Source organism: Tessaracoccus aquimaris (assembly GCF_001997345.1).
Taxonomy (GTDB): Bacteria; Actinomycetota; Actinomycetes; order Propionibacteriales; family Propionibacteriaceae; genus Arachnia; species Arachnia aquimaris.
Map to the genome: position 1 here is coordinate 3,794,072 of NZ_CP019606.1, position 17,980 is coordinate 3,812,051.

A 17,980-nucleotide genomic window follows, 5' to 3' on the forward strand; every position below is an offset into this window, starting at 1 on the left:
GTGCGGATGATGCGATCGTAGGGCCGCGGGGGCGTGCGTGGATTCGCCCTTTCGGATGCACGACAAGAGGGCCGCCGCGCGTGTCGCGCAGCGGCCCTCTCGGATCAGTCGGTTCAGCCGGGGATCACGTCGCCGGAGGGCCATTCCTTCTTGATGAAGTCCTTGACCTCCTGCGAGTGCAGCAGCTCGTCGAGCTTCTTGATCGCGGCGTTGCCGTCGTCCGCGGTGCGCCACACCAGGATGTTGGCGTAGGGGTTGCCCTCCACCTTCTCGATCGCGATGGCGTCCTCGGCCTTCAGGCCGGCGGTCAGGATGAAGTTGCCGTTAATCAGCGCGGCGGCGACCTTCGGATCGTCGAGCAACTGCACGACGACCTCGGGCTGGGTCTCCTCGAACTTCAGCTTCTTCGGATTCTGCGCATCGCTCAGCGTCAGCACGGTCGTCTCGGGGGTGACGTCCTTCAGCAGGCCGTTCTCCTCGAGCAGCTTCAGGCCGCGGTACTGGTTCGACGGGTCGTTGGTGATGGCGATCAGGCCTCCCTCGGGGACCTCCGACGCGGCCTGGTACTGGTTCGAGAACAGCGCGAATGGCTCGATGTGGATGCCCTCGCCGTGGGAGAACTCGAAGCCCTTCTCCTCGATCTGGTTCTCGAGGTATGGAAGGTGCTGGAAGTAGTTCGCGTCGAGGTCCTTGCTGGCAAGGGCCTCGTTCGGCAGCACGTAGTCGTCGAACTCCTTGATCTGGATCTCGAGGCCCGCGTCCTTCGCAAGGTTGTCGCGGACGAACTCGAGGATCTTGGCGTGCGGCACGGGGCTCGCACCGACGACCAGCTTGGTGGTGCCGCCCGCGGCGGGCGCCGAGGTGGTGCCTTCGGGGGTGGCGTTGCCCGAACCGCACGCGGTCAGGGCCATTGCGGCTGCCAACGAGGCAGCGACTGCGGTCAGTATCTTTCGCATGAGGGTTCCTCCTTGCTTTGGGCCAACAACAAGTTGGCCGCCTGTTTGGCCGGGGTGGCCGTCCCGCCTCGGCGGGAAATCTGGGGGGGGTCAGCGGTGGTCGATCGCCTTGGAGATCGCGTCGCCGGTCCACTGGATGATCTGCACCAGGACGATCAGCAGGACCACCGTCATGATCATCACGTCAATCTGGTAACGCTGGAAGCCGTAGTTGTAGGCCAGCCGGCCGAGGCCGCCACCTCCGACGAGGCCCGCCATCGCCGAGTACCCGACGATCGTGACGACGGTGGTCGTGAACGACGCAACGAGGGAGGGCATCGCCTCGGGGAGCAGCACCTTGGTGATCGACTGCCACTTCGTCGAGCCCATCGCCTGCGCCGCGTCGAGCTTGCCCGAGTGCACCTCGCGCAGCGCCGTCTCCACGAGCCGGGCGAAGAACGGGATCGCCGCGATGGCAAGCGAGAGCGACGCCGCGACCGGGCCGATCTTGGTGCCAACCAGCCAGGCGGTGAACGGCATCAGCGCGACCATCAGGATCGCGTACGGGAAGGACCGGGTGATGTTGACGATGATGGCCGAGAGCACGAAGTTCACCGGCCGGTTGGCGCTCATCGCGCCCGGGCGGGTGACGTAGAGCAGGACGCCGAGCGGCAGGCCGATCAGCAGCGTCGCGAGCGAGGAGATGCCGACCATCAGCAGCGTCTCGCCGATGGCGGGCAGCATCGCGTTCTGGATGGCCGGGTTGGCGAACCAGGTGCCGTCGAGGGGAATCATGCGACCTCCTCCACGTGCTGAAGCGAACTCGTCAGGGCTGCGTCGGCGCCGAGCGCCTTCAACTCGTCGATGACCGACTGCGGGTCGACCCCGTCCGGTACCTCAAGGCGCAGGTGCGAGAAGGTGGTGCCCGCCAGGTGCTCGACGCTTCCAGCGAGGATCGCGATCTCGGCGCCGACGGCCTTCGACACGTGTGCGACCACGGGTTGCAGCGCCTTCGGGCCGGAGGACAGCACGTCGACGAGGGTGCCGACGCCGTGCAGGTCGACGTGTGGAGGGATGCCGAGCAGCGCCTGGCTGAGCCGGCCGTCCAGGCGGTTGACGACGTCGACGAGCCTGCCCGACTCGACAATCCGGCCGCCCTCGAGCAGCGAGACCGAGTCGCAGATCCGCTTGACGACGTGCATCTCGTGCGTGATGACGAGCACGGCGAGGTTCGCGTGGTAGTGCAGCGACTGGATCAGGTCCAAGATCTCGTCGGTGGTCTTGGGATCGAGCGCCGAGGTGGGCTCGTCGAAGAGCAGCACGTCGGGGTCGGTCGCCAGCGCCCGGGCGATGCCGACGCGCTGCCGCATGCCGCCGGAGAGTTGCGCCGGGTAGGCGGCGCCCGCGTCGGCGAGGCCGACGAGGCCGAGCAGTTCCGTGACCTTCTCGCGGGTGCGGGCCTTGGGGGCGCCGATGATCTCGAGCGGGTAGGCGACGTTGTCGGCGATCGTGCGCGAGTCGAACAGGTTCGCCTGCTGGAACACCAGGCCGATCCGGCGCCGCGCCTTGCGCAGCGCGTCCGAGCGGGCGGCGGTCAGGTCGACGCCGTTGATCTCGACCTGTCCCGAACTCGGCTTGTCGAGCATCGTGAGGCAGCGCACCAGGGTCGACTTGCCCGCGCCCGAGTGCCCGATGATGCCGTGGATCGAGCCCTCCGGCACCGTCAGGGACACCCCGTCCAGGGCGCGCACCTCGCGGTTGCCCTGGCGGTAGACCTTCGAGAGGTCACGCACTGTGATCATGGCGGCTCCTGTTCTGCCGGGGTCAATTCAATCAGGCGGCACCGGGTTGGCCGAATTGTGGGAGGGGTGTCCGGGCGACGTTCGCGCACCGCGAAACCGCCTATCGTTGTGCTGTGACCCGCCCAGTCGTGTTCATCCATGGTCTCCGCACGTCGTCGAGCATGTGGGATCCGCAGATCGCCCTGCTCGGGAAGAGGTGGCGCTGCATCGCGCCCGACCTGCCGGGACACGGCGACCGCGCGGGGGAGAGGTTCACCGCAGAGGCGGCGCTGCGGACCATCGAGGACGCGCTCGCGCAGGCGGACGGCCCCGCGCACCTGGTCGGCTGCTCGCTCGGGGGCATGCTCGCGCTGCACGCCGCCGCGGGCACGGGCCACCCGCTCGCGTCCGTGGTGGCGGCCGGATGCTCCACGCAACCAGGGCCGGGCAGCGCCCGCGCCTATGGGAAGGTGATCGGCCTCGTCGACCGGTGGGGAGGCGAGGCGGCGGTGCGCCGCGTGATGGGGGAGGGGGCGGCTCGGCATTTCCTCCGGAAGGGACGGGCCGACCTCGCGACGGTCGAACGGGCGGTCGCCGCGGTCGCCACCTTCGACCTGCTCGCCGACACGGCACGGATCGACGCACCCGTCGCGTTCCTCAACGGACACCTCGACCAGTTCCGCGGCCAGGAACGCCGCTTCGCCGGCCAGGCGGCTCGGGGTCGCCTCGTCGTGCTCGGTTACGGCACCCACATGGTGAACCTCACGCACCCCGTCCCGTACACGCGGACGCTGCAGAGGCTGCTGCTCGAGGCCGAGTCGCTCGGCCCGGCTCCTGGTCGGTAGCGCGGATCAGCGGTGCGGGTCAGTAGTAGCGGCGCACCTCGCGGGCCACTGCCCGGAATATCTCCTCGTCGAGGATCGCCCCGATCCTGCGGACTCCGTCGGGGTCGATCCTGATGATCCGGTTCACCCGCGCCTCGCTTGGGCGGCGCTGCGCGTCCCACTCTCCGGTGCCGATGTCGACCCAGTAGCGCCCGGCCCGAGCCTCCTGGTCGCGGTCCCGGTCGTGGTCCTGCGAGGTGACCTGCAGGCCGAGCAGCCACGTCGAGTCGTGCGCGATCAGCAGCACCGGGCGATCCTTGCCCTCGCTGTGGTCCTCCTCGTACGGCACCCACGTCCACACGATCTCGCCCGGGTCGGCCCGTTTGTCCTCGTGGGGTTGGTAGACGATGTTCGGCTTGCCCGTGAAGTCGCCCGGATAGCCTGACGAGCCACCGCGCGCCGCCGGCGTGGTCGGCCGGGCCGGCTGCTTGGGCTTGGGGGTGGTGGTGCGACGGCGCGTCGGACGCTTCGGTTCGGGTCGCGTGGCACGCTCCAGCGCGCGGTTCGCGACCTGTCGCAGCACCCTCAGGGCGCCGTCGAGGAAGGGGTTGGATCCGGCCATGAGGCGGAGTCTAGTCAGCGGAAGCGGGGCAGGCGGCCATAGAAGATCCAGGCGGGCCGCCGGTAGCCGGCCGGGCGCTCGGCGCGCACCTTTGACCAACGCTCGAAGTACCGCCGCATGGGCGGCAGGAAGGCGACGACCGCCGTCACGAGGGCGAGCCCGACGGCGACGAACGCCCAGTTCGACGTGACCGCCGCGTAGCCACCCATCAGCACCAGGCCGATCAGCCCGGCCCACCGCGACCACTTCCACCCGTTCCACGCCTGGAAGCCGGCGACGCCGACCGCCCCAGCCGCCAGCACCGATGCCGCGGCCAGCACCCCCTCAAGGGTCAGCGACAGCCACTTGCCCGGGTCGGGGGCGACCCACTGGATGAGTCGCGCGGAGCCTGCGTAGCTGTCCGGGTGCGCGGCCTGCCACCAGTGCAGCGCGTAGACGCCCATCACGCACGCCACCGCCAGGTAAGCGGCGCCCGCGCCGATCCACGCCACGACCGGACGCGTCGGCTCGCCGGTGCGAGGGCTGAGCGGAGTGCTCGGCTTCAACTCCTCGAGCGGCGGCAGAGTCTGAATCTGCTTCTGGTCGGTCACCGGGCCAGCCTACGGCACCCGCCAGGCACGGCAAGGGTCGTTGCCACGGCACAGTCGGGCCACAGCGAACGCACAGAGTCGGGCGCGAGGCTGAGTGCACCGACGAAAGGACAAGCACATGATCGAGCGACCGACCTACGAGGGGCGACCCTTCACCGACCCCGACGACCTCGTGGTCGATCAGGGGCTCCAGTTCGACCTCGGCACCCTGCTGAAGCGCCGCGGACTGCTGCAACTGTTCGGGGTCGGGGTCGGCACCATCACGCTCTCCGCGTGTGCCGCCGCGGCGCCGACCACCACCGACGCCGCGACCTCATCGCCGAGCGCGGCCCCGTCGACCACCGCCTCCGCGTCCATCGGCGACCTCACCGAGATCCCCGAGGAGACCGCGGGGCCCTACCCGGGCGACGGCTCCAACGGGGCCGACGTGCTCGAGCAGTCGGGCGTGGTGCGCTCCGACATCCGCTCCTCGTTCGGCACCAGCACCACCACCGCCGAGGGCATCCCCATGACGCTGGAGTTGACCATCCTCGACCTCGCAAACGGCGGCGCCCCGTTTGCTGGCACCGCCGTCTACGTGTGGCACTGCACCCGCGACGGCGGCTACTCGATGTACACCGACGGCCTGACGCAGGAGAACTACCTGCGCGGCGTCCAGATCGCCGACGCCGACGGCAAGGTCCGCTTCACCAGCATCTTCCCCGGGTGCTACTCGGGACGGTGGCCGCACATCCATTTCGAGGTCTATCCGGACGAGGCGAGCATCACCGACGCGAACAACAAGATCGCAACGAGCCAGGTCGCGCTGCCGCAGGCCATCTGCCAGGACGTCTACGCCACCGACGGCTACGCCAACTCGACCGACAACCTGGCCGGCATCACGCTGGCAAGCGACAATGTCTTCGGCGACGACGAAGGGGCCCACCAGCTCGGGGCCGTCACTGGCGATCTCGCAGGTGGCCTGACGGTGACGTTGAGCGTCCCCGTCGACACCTCGACGGAGCCGGGGCAGGGTGAATCGATGGGCGGCAATGGCCCCGGACAAGGCCCTCAGCCGCCGAAGCGCTGACCCCTACCGGGCATAGTCTGGGTCGGCAGGCCACCCCAAGCCAAGGAGAATCCGACATGAAGATGTCCCGCATCGCCACGATCGCCGTCGTCCCAGCCGTCGCGCTTGCCCTGAGCGGTTGCTCATTCAACTTCTCGGTCGGCAAGTCACCGTCTCCGTCGCCCACCACCGCGGCATCCACCGAGGAATCGAACGTCGCCTCCCCGACCCCCGAGGCGACCGACGCCGCCTCGCCCGATCCGGTCGCCACCGACAGCGAGTCGGCGGCCGTGACCGGCGAGACGGTCGAGGCGGACCCGGCAGGCATCGAGACCTCCGCTGCCGACGCGCTCGAGCAGCAGGTCGGCGTGCGCCCCATCATCGACTGCGGGGATGAGAAGGTCGACGTCGCGGTCGGTGGAACGCTCCTCTGCTCGCTGACCACCGAGGGCGACACCGACGTGTACGACATCACGATGACGTTCACGGAGGTCAACACCGACGGAACGTTCAACTTCGACTACCAGGTCGCCGAGACCCCTCGCCCCTGATCCCAAGTCAACGAGGGCCCGCAGCCACGGCTGCGGGCCTGTTGATTGAGCCAGCCCCTCCGCTGGTTGAGCCGCCTGTGAGCGGAGCGAGCAGGGGTGTCGAAACCTCCTGCGCCCGGTTCTGGGTCCTGTGGTCGACTTGGGTTGTCGGGTGCGGTGGATTTCGACGCAGCCGGGCGACTCCGTCGCCGGGGCTGGCTCAATCAGCGCGACGCAGCCGGGCGACTCCGTCGCCGAGGCTGGCTCAATCAGCGCGGTCATCAGGCTCCGACGTCGTGCGCGTGGTGCTGCAACTCGTGCAGCAGGTACAGCCCGAGCGACTCCGCCGTGAACTCGACGCCGTCGGAGCGGATCCCCCTCCGCGACCACTGGTCCGGTTCGACCGCCGCGAACGAGTTGGCGGCACCCTCTGCGCGCTCCCGCAGCAGGATCGACGTCACGTGCGCCGAGGCCCGCCAGTACTCACCCTCCACGGCCGCCGCGTCGCCGTCCCACGACTCGAACGCCACGCCGTCGGTCTCGAGCATCGCGTCGAGGCGCCGCGCCATCACCTCGCACACATCCGCCAGGTGGTGCGCGTACTCGATGGGTGACCAGATCGTCGACTCCGGACGGTCCGCGGCATCCGGCCGATCCAGAGCCACCACCACGCGCGAGGCGAGATCCTCGATCCGCGCCGGGAAGGCCACCGGCGTCTCGGCCCCAGGGTCGAACCCGCAGTCGGCGCATGGTCGGCTCGTCGACCAGGTCCAGTCCTTCGCGTCGGGCTCTGGCGTGGCTGGGGGGATCGGTGCCGTCATGGGCCGAGCCTAATGGTCCTGGGTGAGCAGGGGAGCGGTCGCCGCGTCGACGGGGGCGACATCGGGACGCAGCGCCCGCAGCACCGGTTGCCGCATCAGGCCGGAGTTCGAGATCGACAGGTAGCGGATCTGCACGCAGATCATCGGCTCGACCCACCTGGTCCGCCTCAACTCGGAGCCCGTCGGGAACGGGTCGAACGGCGCCTTGTCCCGCTCGATGTCGCGCAGCACGGCCAGCAGCATGTCGCGTTCCGAGTGGCTGAGCCCTGAGCCGACCCGGCCGAGCGGGTAGAGCACCGGCGCCTCGTCGAAGGTGGCCTCGTCGGTGGCGTGGCCGACCCACACCGAGCCGAGTTTGCGGTCGTCGCCCGTCTCGGGCACCCACCCGCCGATCACCGCGACCAGTTCGGTGCGGTGCGGCGTCTTGACCCAGTCGACGCTCCGGGCGCCCGGCTGGTAGGGCGACGTCAGCCGCTTGCTCATCACGCCCTCGAGCCCGGCCTCGCGGGTGAAGGCGGAGATGACGTCGGGGTCGTCGTAGGTCTGGGACAACTGCCAGGCGGGACGGTCCAGGTCGAGTTGCTCCAGCAGGTGGCGACGCTCGGTGAGCGGCTGCCGGGTCAGGTCGTGGTCGTCGAGCCGCATCAGGTCGAAGACCATGAAGGTTGCGGGTCGCTCTGCCGCCATCCGCGCCGCGCGATCCTCATCGCGGACGTGGATCCGCGGGGCGATCCCCTGCAGCGTCGGGACGCCCGCGATCGGGTCGATCGCGATGATCTCCCCGTCGAGGATCAGCCCGTCCGGAAGGCCGACGGCGCCCGCCACGATCTCCGGATAGGCGGGGGTGATCTCGCCCTCGGTGCGGTTGTAGAGGTGCAGCCTGCCGTCGCGGGTCTCGGCGATCGCGCGGACCCCGTCCCACTTCACCTCATGGACCCAGCCATCGCCGGCGGGCGGCACGCCTGGTGTGGGGGTCGGAGTCGCGAGCATCGGACGCATGTGGGCCATTGTGCCTCGTCGGGGCGGCCCGGTACACCGCTCGATGGGGCAGAACTGCCGCCTGGCAGTGCGCGCATCGTGCGTGCGCAGATTTTCGCGTTCCCATTGACTCGGAGGAAGATCCGACTTACCCTCGAAATAGTTAAGCACGTTGCTTAATTACCAATTGGGAGTGAAGATGTCAGCAGCGACGCGACCGGCCCACCTGGCACGGGTCTTCGAACAGCTCCGCTCAGGAGCGGCGACGGCACGCGAGATCGTGGCGGAGACCGGCCTGTCGCGTCCCACCGTCATGGCACTGCTCGCGGCACTCGAGGAGGACGGCCTGATCCGCTCGCAGGATCAGGAGTCCAACGCCCCCGGGAGGCCGGCGAGCACCTGGTCGATCGCCACCGACGCCGGCTTCGTGATCGGCATCGACCTGCTCGTCGAGACCGCACTCGTCGCCGTCGCGCGGGTCGACGGGGAGATCGTGGCGACCGAACTGGTCGGCGACATCCCCCTGGAATCAGGGGACAGGCTCGCGGCCCTGTCGTCGATCATCGAGCGCCAGAGCACCGCAAACGGCCCCGCCCTTGGCCCGCTGCGGGCCCTCACCATCTCCACCACCGGCACCGTCGACGCCGAGGGCACCGTGATGGACTCCACCTCGATCCCTTCCTGGGCCGGGTTCCCGCTCGGGGGAAGTTGGGCGACCACTTCGGGCTGCCCGTGCGCATCGAGAACGACATCAACGCGTCGGCCTACGGCGAGTTCGTGCTGCGCTGCTCCGAGGGGCAGCTCGAGGACAACGACGACCTGCTGTTGGTCGCGCTGTCGCGCAGCGTCCTGACGGGGCTCGTGATGGGCGGCCAGATCCATCGCGGCCGCGGCTTCAACGCGGGCGAGATCGGCGTCATCGTCGCAGAGGAGCGGGGACCCGAAGAGGGCCACCTGTCACGCGCCGCAGACATCATCGGCTCCGCTGCGGCCGTGCTCGATCCGAGCGTCATCGTCATCTCGGTGCCCATGACGAAGCTTCCCGACGCCATCGGCGAGATCAACGCGCACCTGCGTCAGTCGCGCGCCGCTAGCTCGACGCCCCTGACCTTCGAGGGCGCCCGTCTGCGGCAGGGCGGTGCCGTCGTCGGCAGCGTGTCGCTCGCGCTGAAGGACGCGCAGGAGCGGCTCCTCGACCGTCCGACCAAGACCACCATCGCCCCCACCGCACTGAACCTGGTGCAGGAGGCAATCACGAAAGGCAAGCACCTCCCAGTGACCCAGACCATCATCTCGGCACCCCCGCTGCGCATCGGCGTCGTCGGCGTCGGAGCCCGATCGAGCCTCGCAAAGCACTTCGAACGCCCCGAACTCGGCGGCGTCATCACCGCAGCCTGTGAGCCCCACCCCGACGCCGCCAAGCGGGTTGTCGCCCGCCTCGGCCGCGACGACATCACCGTCACCACCAGTGTCGCCGACCTCGTCGCCACCGGCGTCGACGCCGTCCTGGTCACCTCCCCGGACGACACCCACGCCGACGTGGCATGTGAACTGCTCGAGGCGGGCATCCCCGTCTACCTCGAGAAGCCGCTCGCGATCCACCTCGACGACGCCACCCGGATCCTCGAGGCCGGGTTCCGCACCGGTACCAAGCTGTACGTCGGGCACAACATGCGCCACATGGACGTCGTGCGCGGCATGCGTCGCATCATCCGCGACGGCCTGATCGGCGAGGTCAAGGCCATCTGGTGCCGCCACTTCGTCGGCCACGGCGGCGACTTCTACTTCAAGGACTGGCACGCCACGCAGGAACACGGCAACGGCCTGCTGCTGCAGAAGGCCGCCCACGACCTCGACGTGATGCACTGGCTCGCCGACTCGCACACCGTCCGCGTCACCGCGATGGGCGGGCTCACCGTCTACGGGGACGTCGAGGACCGCCGCGACCGCAGCGGCGAACTGATGAGCGACTGGTTCAACCCGGGCGCCAACTGGCCGCCGCTCAGCCAGACCGGGCTGAGCCCCGTCATCGACGTCGAGGACCTCTCGATGATGCTGATGCGGATGGAGTCCGGCGTGTACGCCTCCTACGAGCAGTGCCACTACACCCCGGACTACTGGCGCAACTACACCGTGATCGGCACGGCGGGCCGGATCGAGAACTTCGGCGACGGCGACGGCGGCGTCATCAAGCTGTGGAACAAGCGCGGCAATTACGACCCGCAGGGCGACGCGCAGTTCCCGATCGTCGGAGACGGCGCAGGCCACGACGACGCCGACGTGCTGACCATCAGCGAGTTCGTCCGGTTCGTGCGCGACGACGCCCCCACCGACACGTCCCCGCTCGGCGCCTGGTACTCCGTCGCGGCGGCCATCCAGGCAACCGAGTCGCTGCGCGCCGACTCGGCCCCTCGCGACATCCCGGGCCTGCCCGCCGATCTCGTCGAGTACTACACCAACAACCAGACCAAGCAGTGAACACCAACCTCAATTAAGGAGTCCCTCACCATGAAGCGACGAAGCTTCCTCGCGATCACCGGCCTGGCCGGTGCCGCCGTCAGCCTGAGCGCCTGCTCCGGAAACACCACCAACGGCGGAGCCCAGGGTGACATCACCAAGGACACCACCGCCGAACTGACCTTCTTCTACTGGGACAAGGTCCAGACCCCGACGGTGGAGGCCAACATCGCGGCCTTCAACAAGGAGTACCCCAACATCAAGGTCTCCACCTCGATCGCCGCGTACAAGGACTACTGGTCCAAGCTGCGCACCCAGGCGGAGGGCGACCAGTTGCCCGACGTGTTCTGGATGAACGGCCCCAACATCCAGTTGTACGCCTCCAACGAGATGCTCGCCCCCATCGACGACATCAAGGACGTCCCCTGGGACTCCTACCCGAAGGCGCTCGTCGACCTGTACACCGTCGACGGCAAGCACTACGGCATCCCCAAGGACTACGACACCATCGCGTGCTACGTGAACAAGACGCTGTTCGAGCAGGCGGGCGTCCCGCTGCCGACCGACGGTTGGACGTGGGAGGAGCACAACGACGCGGCCAAGAAGATCGCCGCGACCGGCGCGTACGGCGTCGTCACGACCGTCGGTGCAGCCGACGGCCAGGGCAGCTACTACAACACGATGTTCCAGGCCGGCGGCTACGTCATCAAGGACAACCTGTCCGGCTTCGCAGACCCCAAGTCGATCAAGGGCCTCAAGTTCTGGGCCGACCTGATCGCGGACGGCTCGATGCCCTCGCTGCAGGTGATGACCGACACCACGCCGCCGAAGCTCTTCGCCGCAGGCAAGGCAGGCATCTACTGGGCGGGCTCCTGGATGGTGCAGTCCCTCATGGAGGACCTTGCGGACCCCTCGCAGTACACCGTGGTGCCGCTGCCGAAGGACGAGGTGCAGGCCACCGTCATCCACGGCCTCTCCTACGTCGCCTCGGCCAAGTCCAAGAACCTCGCCGCGGCGAAGGCGCTCGTCAAGGCCATGACCACCAAGGAGGCGGCGGAGACCGAGGCCAAGAACGGCACCGCGATCCCCGCATTCAACGGCACGCAGCAGGCCTGGATCGAGTCGGTGCCAGACTGGCAGCTCGACGTGTTCACCAATGGCGCCGCCGACTACTCGGTGCCCTACCCGGTCTCCAAGAACACGGCCGCCTGGGAGGACCTGCAGCTCCAGATCCTGCCCGACGCCTTCGCGGGCAAGGTCGCGATGGACGAGGCAGCCAAGAAGCTCGCTGAGCAGATGGACGCCCTCCTGGCCAAGGAGTGAGCCCAATGACCACCACCACAACGGGGCGCGCTGCGCCCACCGGGAAACGCCGCCGCAGCCCGATGTCGGTGGGGGCATGGCCCCTGCTGTTCATCGGCCCGCTGCTGCTCGGCGTCCTGGTCTTCTACTACTACCCGATCATCAGCAACCTGTGGACGTCGTTCACGGCGACCAACGCCTTCGGTGGCGATCCCAAGTTCGTGGGCGTCGACAACTATGTCGACCTCCTGAACCGGCCCGACCTGCCGTCCGCGCTCGTCAACACGCTGTTCTACACGGCGGTGGTGCTGCTGGGCGTCCCGTTGTCGGTGGTGATCGCCGCGATGATCGAGCTGCCCGGCCTCAAGGGCCGCACGATCTACCGCGTGCTGTTCTTCATGCCCTACCTCGCGATGCCGGTGGCGATCGCGCAGGTGTGGCGGATCTTCTTCAACGGCAACTTCGGCATCCTGAACCAGGGGCTGAAGGCGATCGGGATCGCCGAGCCGCCCTACTGGCTCTCGACCCCAGGGTTCGCGATGCTCGCGGTGGCCTTCTTCGGCATCTGGTCGTCGATCGGCTTCAACGTCATCATCTTGTCTGCAGGGCTGAAGGGCATCTCCCCGGAGTTGTACGAGGCGGCCTCTCTCGACGGCGCGAGCGCCTGGCGGCAGTTCCGCACCGTCACCGTCCCGCTGCTGACCCCGTCGATCTTCTTCCTGACCATCATGACGGCCATCGGCGGCTTCCAGTTGTTCGACGGCCTGTACGCGATGCTCGGCCCGGGCAACCCGGCCATCAACCAGTCCCGCTCGCTGGTGTACCTGTTCTATAACGAGGCGTTCGTGCAGCAGAACAAGGGCGGCGGCGCGGCCATCGCGATGTTCATCGTGCTGCTTGTCGGGATCGCCACGGCCATCCAGTTCTGGGGCCAGAAGAAGTGGGTGCACTATGAGTGACCGCAAGAGGTCCGTGCTGCGCGGCCAGCTGCGCTACCTGCCAGTGCACATCCTGCTGATCCTCGGCGGCATGGTGATGCTGTTCCCGTTCGTCTGGCAGGTGCTGATGTCGCTGTCGACGAACGCGGAGATCCAGTCGGTGCCCCCGCAGTTCATCCCCGGGACCTTCCGGTGGGAGAACTACGTCGAGGTGTTCCAGAAGCTGCCGTTCCTGCAGCAGTTCGGGACCTCGCTGCTGATCACGGTCGCCAGGACGCTCGGCCAACTGGTCTTCTGCGCGCTGGCCGGCTACGCCTTCGCCAGGATGCAGTTCCGTGGCCGCAACCTGCTGTTCGGGATGCTGCTCGCGATCCTGATGATCCCCGGTCAGGCCTACCTGATCCCGCAGTACCAGATCGTCAAGTCATTCGGCCTGCTCGAGACCGCCGCGGGCGTCGTCCTGCCCGGCCTGTTCTCGGCCTTCGGGACGTTCCTGATGCGCCAGGCGTTCATGTCGATGCCCAAGGAGCTGGAGGAGGCGGCCCGTCTCGACGGCTGCAACCCGTGGCAGACGTTCTGGAGGGTGATGCTCCCGCTCGCAAAGCCCAGCCTGTTCGCGGTGGCGATCGTCACGGTGCTGTGGAGTTGGAACGACCTGCTGTGGCCGCTGATCGTGACCACCCGCGAGGAGAACATGCCGATCAGTGTCGGCATCGCGACCCTCGCAGGCCAGTACTCCAGCGACTACGCCGTCATGATGGCGGCCTCGGTGATGGCCATGGCCCCGATCTTCGTGCTGTTCTTCTCGATGCAGAAGCGCGTCATCGAGGGCCTGGCAAGCTCCGGCCTCAAGGGCTGACCCCCCGAGCGCCACGAGCCCGGTCCCTTCGTGGGCCGGGCTCGCTTCGTGTTGCTGACAAGGCGTTGAGCAGTAGTTGGGGTTCGATGAGTCCCGCGCCCAGCGTCGGCGTCAACCTCGGCGACGAGAACAGGTGACTTCTCATTGCCAGGCCGCCGCCGGGCGGGCGAATCGTCGGCCTACGATTGCCTCATTCCCGACGGGAGGCACCTCATGGCGTCCATCGCGCACAACATCGCCCTCGTGGCCCACGACAACAAGAAGGCCGAGCTGTTGAGCTGGGCGGCCTTCAACCGCGGCACCCTCAGCGCCCACCGGCTGTTCGCCACCGGGACGACGGGAACGATGCTCGAGTACGAACTCGGGCTGCCCGTCACCCGGCTGCTCTCCGGCCCGGTCGGCGGCGACCAACAGATCGGCGCCATGATCGCCGAGGGCCGGATCGACACGCTGATCTTCTTCTGGGACCCCCTCGAGCCGCAGCCCCACGATCCCGACGTGAAGGCGCTGCTGCGGATCGGGGCGGTCTGGAACGTCCCGATGGCGTGCAACACGGCCACGGCGGACCTGCTGATCTCCTCGCCGCTGCTCGGCCAGGAGTGGGCCAACCGGCCAGACATCACGCCGCGGGACTGGGAGCCCGACGTCGGCTGACGAGATCGTCGCGGCTCAGGACAGCTTGCGCAGCGCCAACTCGGCGAGCAGGCGCGCGCCGTCGTCGAGGACCGAGTCGTCGAAGCGTGCGTACGCCGAGTGGTTGAACGGGGCCGTGTCGGGGTCCAGGTCGGGCGGGCAGGCCGACAGGCCAATGAAGCAGCCGGGTGCGACCTCGAGCAGCCGGGAGAAGTCCTCTGCGCCGGCGAGCGGGTGCCTCCAGCGCTCGTGACGCTCCGCGCCGAACAGGTCGGCGACCGTGTCGGCCACGACGTCCGACTCGACCTCGTCGTTGATCGTCACCGGATACTGCTCAAGCAACGAGAACTCGCCCGTGACGCCGTGCGCCGCGGCGATGCCCTCGACCACCTGGGGGATCGTCTCGATCAGCTTGTTGCGCGCCGCGTGCGAGAACGTCCGCAGCGTTGCCTCCAGCCGTGCGTCCTCCGGGATCACGTTGTTGATGGTGCCCCCCTGTAGCAGCCCGACGGTGACCACCACGGGGTCCTGCACGTCGAAGCGGCGCGTCACCATCGTCTGCAGGGCGGTGGTGATCTCGGCGATGGCCGGGATCGGGTCGGCGGCGCGCTGGGGCGTCGAGCCGTGCCCGCCCCGGCCGACGACGCGGACCTTCGCCACGTCGGAACTGGCCATCACGGTGCCCGGCTTGGTGGAGAAGGTGCCGCAGGCGTCGAGCGCCGACCACACGTGGATCGCGTAGACCCAGTCGGGCCGCGAGCCCGCCACGTCGAGTAGCCCTTCCTCGAGCATGTACCTCGCCCCGTCGACGCCCTCCTCGCCGGGCTGGAACATGAAGATCACGTCGCCAGCCAGGTCCTCGCGTCGGGCGCAGAGTTCGTGCGCGGCGCCGACCAGCATCGACATGTGCAGGTCGTGGCCGCACGCGTGCATGTTGCCGTTGGTCGACGCGTAGTCGAGGCCCGTGAGTTCCTCGACAGGCAGCGCGTCCATGTCCTCGCGCAGCAGCACCACTGGCCGCTTGCCCTCGGTCGGCCTGCCGCCGCGCAGCACCCCGACCACCGACGTCACGCTGGTGCCGAGCGTGATCTCCAGCGGCAGCCCCTCGAGCGCCTCCAGCACCCGGGCCTGGGTCTGCGGGAGCTGCAGCCCGACCTCGGGGATCTGGTGGAGTTCACGGCGGAGGGCGACGAGATCGATGGTCATGGTCCTTGTCTACCGCATGCGCGTCTCCCTGCGCTGCCCACCCTTGCGAAGCGGGACGCTCAGGCGGCGAAACCCGGGTCGCGTCCGGTCCAGGCGACCAGCCTCTCGTAGGGGCCCGCGTCGGGCCCCGTCTCGACGACCTGGTCGAACGGGATGCCTTCGCCGCGCCGCTCCGCGGGCACCATCGCCTGATAGCCCGGCAAGGTCGCGACGGCGAGGGTCGGGTCGAGGTCCTCGGCGCGACCGGTGGCGACGGCGAGGTCCCAGGCGTGCACTGTCAACTCACCGATGTACGACGCGGCCGCCGAGGCTCCGTCGGCCTTGCCCCACGGGAGCTCGACCTCGCGGGTCATGGACGAGTCGTCGGCGAGGATCGCGTCGGTCAGACGCCGTCCCTCCGCCCAATCGGCGGGCCAGTCGCGGCTCGGGATCGACTGCGGCACGGACCAGAACGGCTCGCCCGCGAGCACAGCGCCGATGCGCCGCACCACCGCTTGGACGTGGTCGATCAGTTGGCCGACGGTGTAGTCCGCGCAGGGGGTCGGACGATCCGCGTCCGAGGGGTCGGTGGTCGCGATCAGATCTCCCATCTGGTCGAGGGCCTTGGCAAGCGGCGGGCGGGGGTCGAATCCGGTCATCAGGTCTCCTCTGTCTGGCCGCCCCGATGGGCGGCATGGGACAAGTCAATCGGTCAAACATGTCATCTTCTGTCATGTTTTTCGGGCACATTTGGATCATGCGCGCCGACCGACTCCTCAGACTGCTGACGTTGCTCCAGAGACACCGCCGCGCGACCTCGGCGTGGCTGGCCGAGCGGCTCGACGTGAGCGTGCGCACCGTGCTGCGCGACATGGAGGCGCTGTCGTCTGCGGGGGTGCCCGTTTACACAGAGCAGGGCCGTGGTGGGGGCTGCGTGCTGCTCGACTCCTTCACCACGGAGGCTTCGGGTCTGACGACGGGGGAGGCGCAGGCGCTGTTCGCCTGGGCGGGGCGTGAGGCGGCGGCCGACCTCGGTCTCGGCGCGGAGCTGACGGGGGCGCTGGCGAAGATCGCGGCGACGGCTCCCAAGGTCGCCGTCTCCAGTGCTGAGGCGATGGCCGACCAGGTGCTTGCCGACCGGCGCAGTTGGTACGGGGCACGCGAGGAGGTACCTGCGCTGCCCGCCCTCCGCCGCGCGCTTGCCGACGGACGGCGGGTCAGGATCGGATACCGCTCGGCCGAGGCCTCCGAGTCGCGGCTGCGCACGCTCGACCCGATCGGACTGGTCGACAACGCGGGCCGCTGGTACCTCGTCGCGGAGCACCGCGGCAGGCCGCGGACCTACCGCGTCTCGCGAGTCACCGCCGTCGAGCAGTTGCGCGACCCGGCGCGGCCGCGCAGCGTCGGCCCGGTGCAGGAGGTCTGGGACCGGCTCCGGGCCAACCTCGAGACGGCCACGGCGCCCACGCCGATCGTCGTCACCGTCGACCCGGCCGAGGCAGGCAGGATGCGCCGACTGCTCTCGATGCAACTGGCGACCGGCGCCGCGATCGAGGAGCGGGCCGACCCGGACGGGCGGCTGCGATGGAGCCTCCCCATCCGTCAGGCCGACGTCATCTGCGCGATGGCCGTCATGGCGGCCCCAGCGCTGACGCTGATCGAACCGGCGCACCTGCGGGCCGAGGTGGTTGACGCCGCAGCCCGCGCTCTCGAGCACTACGGCTCGGGTTGATGCGGGTCGGCACAATGGGGGAATGGCCGACTCAGACGCACACGTCTCCACCCTGCTTGGCAAGTATGTCGACTCGATCGATCCGGTAGAGGCGCAGGCGGCGCTGAGGCAGATGCAGGCCGACCTGGCCAGGTTCCGCCTCGAGTACGCGTGCGGCATGGACGAGGTCGCCACCAAGATCAACATCCTGCGCCAGGAGTTCGACCAGACGCACCAGTACAAGCCCATCGAGCACGTCAAGACCCGGCTGAAGTCGATCGAGTCGCTGCTGGAGAAGGCGACCCGGCTCGGGTGCAGGCGCGACTTCGACGCCGTCCGCGAGCAGATCCGCGACATCGCGGGCATCCGGGTGGTCTGCACCTTCGTCGAGGACGCCTACCGGGTCGCCGACATGCTCGTGCGGCAACCCGACATCACGCTGGTCGCCAAGAAGGACTACATCGCCACGCCCAAGCCGAACGGCTACCAGAGCCTCCACCTCATCGTCGAGGTGCCCGTGTTCCTGTCCGACAGGGCGATCCAGGTGCCGGTCGAGGTGCAGATCCGCACGATCGCGATGGACTTCTGGGCGAGCATCGAGCATCAGATCAAGTACAAGTACGAGGGCAATGTGCCAGATCACCTGCGCGAGAGGTTGAAGGACGTCGCAGACTCCGCGTCCTCGCTCGACGCTCAGATGGGGCAGTTGCGCGACGAGATCCGCTCGCTCGCCACCGACTGACAACGGTCGCGGCGGCGCCGCCCG

The 17,980-nt window shown here is 68.7% G+C and carries 18 protein-coding genes and 1 pseudogene; 10 read left to right on the forward strand and 9 right to left on the reverse strand.

The genetic code is table 11. The annotated features are described in order from the left end of the window. Positions 1 to 113 precede the first annotated feature (113 nt). The 3 genes from BW730_RS17215 to BW730_RS17225 form a co-directional block, all read right to left on the reverse strand. Positions 114 to 956, reverse strand: a complete 843-nt coding sequence (locus BW730_RS17215; RefSeq protein WP_077687345.1) for a MetQ/NlpA family ABC transporter substrate-binding protein — start codon at positions 954 to 956, stop codon at positions 114 to 116. A gap of 90 nt (positions 957 to 1,046) precedes the next feature. Further along, a complete protein-coding gene (locus tag BW730_RS17220; RefSeq protein ID WP_077687346.1) occupies positions 1,047 to 1,730 on the reverse strand; it encodes a methionine ABC transporter permease in 684 nt (227 codons plus the stop codon). Continuing rightward, a complete protein-coding gene (locus BW730_RS17225; protein WP_077687347.1) occupies positions 1,727 to 2,737 on the reverse strand; it encodes a methionine ABC transporter ATP-binding protein in 1,011 nt (336 codons plus the stop codon). The genes BW730_RS17220 and BW730_RS17225 overlap by 4 nt, the downstream gene beginning before the upstream one ends. A gap of 113 nt (positions 2,738 to 2,850) precedes the next feature. Between BW730_RS17225 and BW730_RS17230 the strand changes: the two genes are divergently transcribed. Beyond that, the gene (locus BW730_RS17230) at positions 2,851 to 3,561 is read left to right on the forward strand and encodes an alpha/beta fold hydrolase (protein WP_077687348.1); all 711 of its coding nucleotides are present in this window, start codon (positions 2,851 to 2,853) and stop codon (positions 3,559 to 3,561) included. Positions 3,562 to 3,580: 19 nt separating this feature from the next. Here the strand turns inward: BW730_RS17230 and BW730_RS17235 are convergent, their stop codons facing one another. Beyond that, entirely contained in the window at positions 3,581 to 4,162 is a 582-nt protein-coding gene (locus BW730_RS17235; RefSeq protein ID WP_077687349.1) for a type II toxin-antitoxin system PemK/MazF family toxin, read from the reverse strand. 14 nt (positions 4,163 to 4,176) lie between these two features. Next, positions 4,177 to 4,752, reverse strand: coding sequence for a hypothetical protein (locus BW730_RS17240; protein ID WP_077687350.1), 576 nt, complete (start codon positions 4,750 to 4,752; stop codon positions 4,177 to 4,179). A gap of 118 nt (positions 4,753 to 4,870) precedes the next feature. Here BW730_RS17240 and BW730_RS17245 point away from each other — a divergent pair, with 118 nt between their 5' ends. Together BW730_RS17245 and BW730_RS17250 are read left to right on the forward strand one after the other, a co-directional pair. Continuing rightward, the gene (locus tag BW730_RS17245; protein WP_077687351.1) at positions 4,871 to 5,821 is read left to right on the forward strand and encodes an intradiol ring-cleavage dioxygenase; all 951 of its coding nucleotides are present in this window, start codon (positions 4,871 to 4,873) and stop codon (positions 5,819 to 5,821) included. A gap of 56 nt (positions 5,822 to 5,877) precedes the next feature. Then, positions 5,878 to 6,351: a hypothetical protein gene (locus BW730_RS17250; RefSeq protein WP_077687352.1), complete on the forward strand. Its 474-nt coding sequence runs from the start codon at positions 5,878 to 5,880 to the stop codon at positions 6,349 to 6,351. Positions 6,352 to 6,611: 260 nt separating this feature from the next. Here the strand turns inward: BW730_RS17250 and BW730_RS17255 are convergent, their stop codons facing one another. Next, on the reverse strand, positions 6,612 to 7,151 hold the full coding sequence (locus BW730_RS17255; protein ID WP_077687353.1) for a DinB family protein: 540 nt from the start codon (positions 7,149 to 7,151) through the stop codon (positions 6,612 to 6,614). A 9-nt stretch (positions 7,152 to 7,160) separates the two neighbouring features. Next, the gene (locus BW730_RS17260; RefSeq protein ID WP_158522719.1) at positions 7,161 to 8,150 is read right to left on the reverse strand and encodes an ATP-dependent DNA ligase; all 990 of its coding nucleotides are present in this window, start codon (positions 8,148 to 8,150) and stop codon (positions 7,161 to 7,163) included. Between the two features lie 178 nt (positions 8,151 to 8,328). On the opposite strand from BW730_RS17260, the pseudogene BW730_RS17265 reads away from it, so the two are divergent. The 5 genes and pseudogenes from BW730_RS17265 to BW730_RS17285 all read left to right on the forward strand — a co-directional run bounded on the left by BW730_RS17265 (position 8,329) and on the right by BW730_RS17285 (position 14,339). Next, positions 8,329 to 10,607 (forward strand): annotated as a pseudogene (locus BW730_RS17265) (ROK family protein). Positions 10,608 to 10,637: 30 nt separating this feature from the next. Continuing rightward, positions 10,638 to 11,909 carry an extracellular solute-binding protein gene (locus BW730_RS17270; RefSeq protein ID WP_077687355.1) on the forward strand — a complete coding sequence of 424 codons (1,272 nt, stop codon included), beginning with the start codon at positions 10,638 to 10,640 and terminating at the stop codon, positions 11,907 to 11,909. A gap of 5 nt (positions 11,910 to 11,914) precedes the next feature. Beyond that, complete coding sequence (locus BW730_RS17275; protein ID WP_077687356.1) at positions 11,915 to 12,847, forward strand: carbohydrate ABC transporter permease; 933 nt, start codon at positions 11,915 to 11,917, stop codon at positions 12,845 to 12,847. After that, complete coding sequence (locus BW730_RS17280; protein ID WP_077687357.1) at positions 12,840 to 13,685, forward strand: carbohydrate ABC transporter permease; 846 nt, start codon at positions 12,840 to 12,842, stop codon at positions 13,683 to 13,685. The genes BW730_RS17275 and BW730_RS17280 overlap by 8 nt, the downstream gene beginning before the upstream one ends. A 213-nt stretch (positions 13,686 to 13,898) precedes the next feature. Beyond that, the gene (locus tag BW730_RS17285; RefSeq protein WP_077687358.1) at positions 13,899 to 14,339 is read left to right on the forward strand and encodes a methylglyoxal synthase; all 441 of its coding nucleotides are present in this window, start codon (positions 13,899 to 13,901) and stop codon (positions 14,337 to 14,339) included. A gap of 15 nt (positions 14,340 to 14,354) precedes the next feature. Here BW730_RS17285 and BW730_RS17290 read toward each other — a convergent pair whose 3' ends face one another. Further along, positions 14,355 to 15,524, reverse strand: a complete 1,170-nt coding sequence (locus BW730_RS17290; protein WP_077687359.1) for a M20 metallopeptidase family protein — start codon at positions 15,522 to 15,524, stop codon at positions 14,355 to 14,357. 59 nt (positions 15,525 to 15,583) lie between these two features. Continuing rightward, complete coding sequence (locus BW730_RS17295; RefSeq protein WP_077687360.1) at positions 15,584 to 16,162, reverse strand: TIGR03086 family metal-binding protein; 579 nt, start codon at positions 16,160 to 16,162, stop codon at positions 15,584 to 15,586. 131 nt (positions 16,163 to 16,293) lie between these two features. Between BW730_RS17295 and BW730_RS17300 the strand changes: the two genes are divergently transcribed. Further along, on the forward strand, positions 16,294 to 17,235 hold the full coding sequence (locus BW730_RS17300) for a helix-turn-helix transcriptional regulator (RefSeq protein ID WP_158522720.1): 942 nt from the start codon (positions 16,294 to 16,296) through the stop codon (positions 17,233 to 17,235). Between the two features lie 22 nt (positions 17,236 to 17,257). Continuing rightward, the gene (locus BW730_RS17305) at positions 17,258 to 17,956 is read left to right on the forward strand and encodes a GTP pyrophosphokinase (protein WP_077687362.1); all 699 of its coding nucleotides are present in this window, start codon (positions 17,258 to 17,260) and stop codon (positions 17,954 to 17,956) included. Positions 17,957 to 17,980 lie beyond the last annotated feature (24 nt).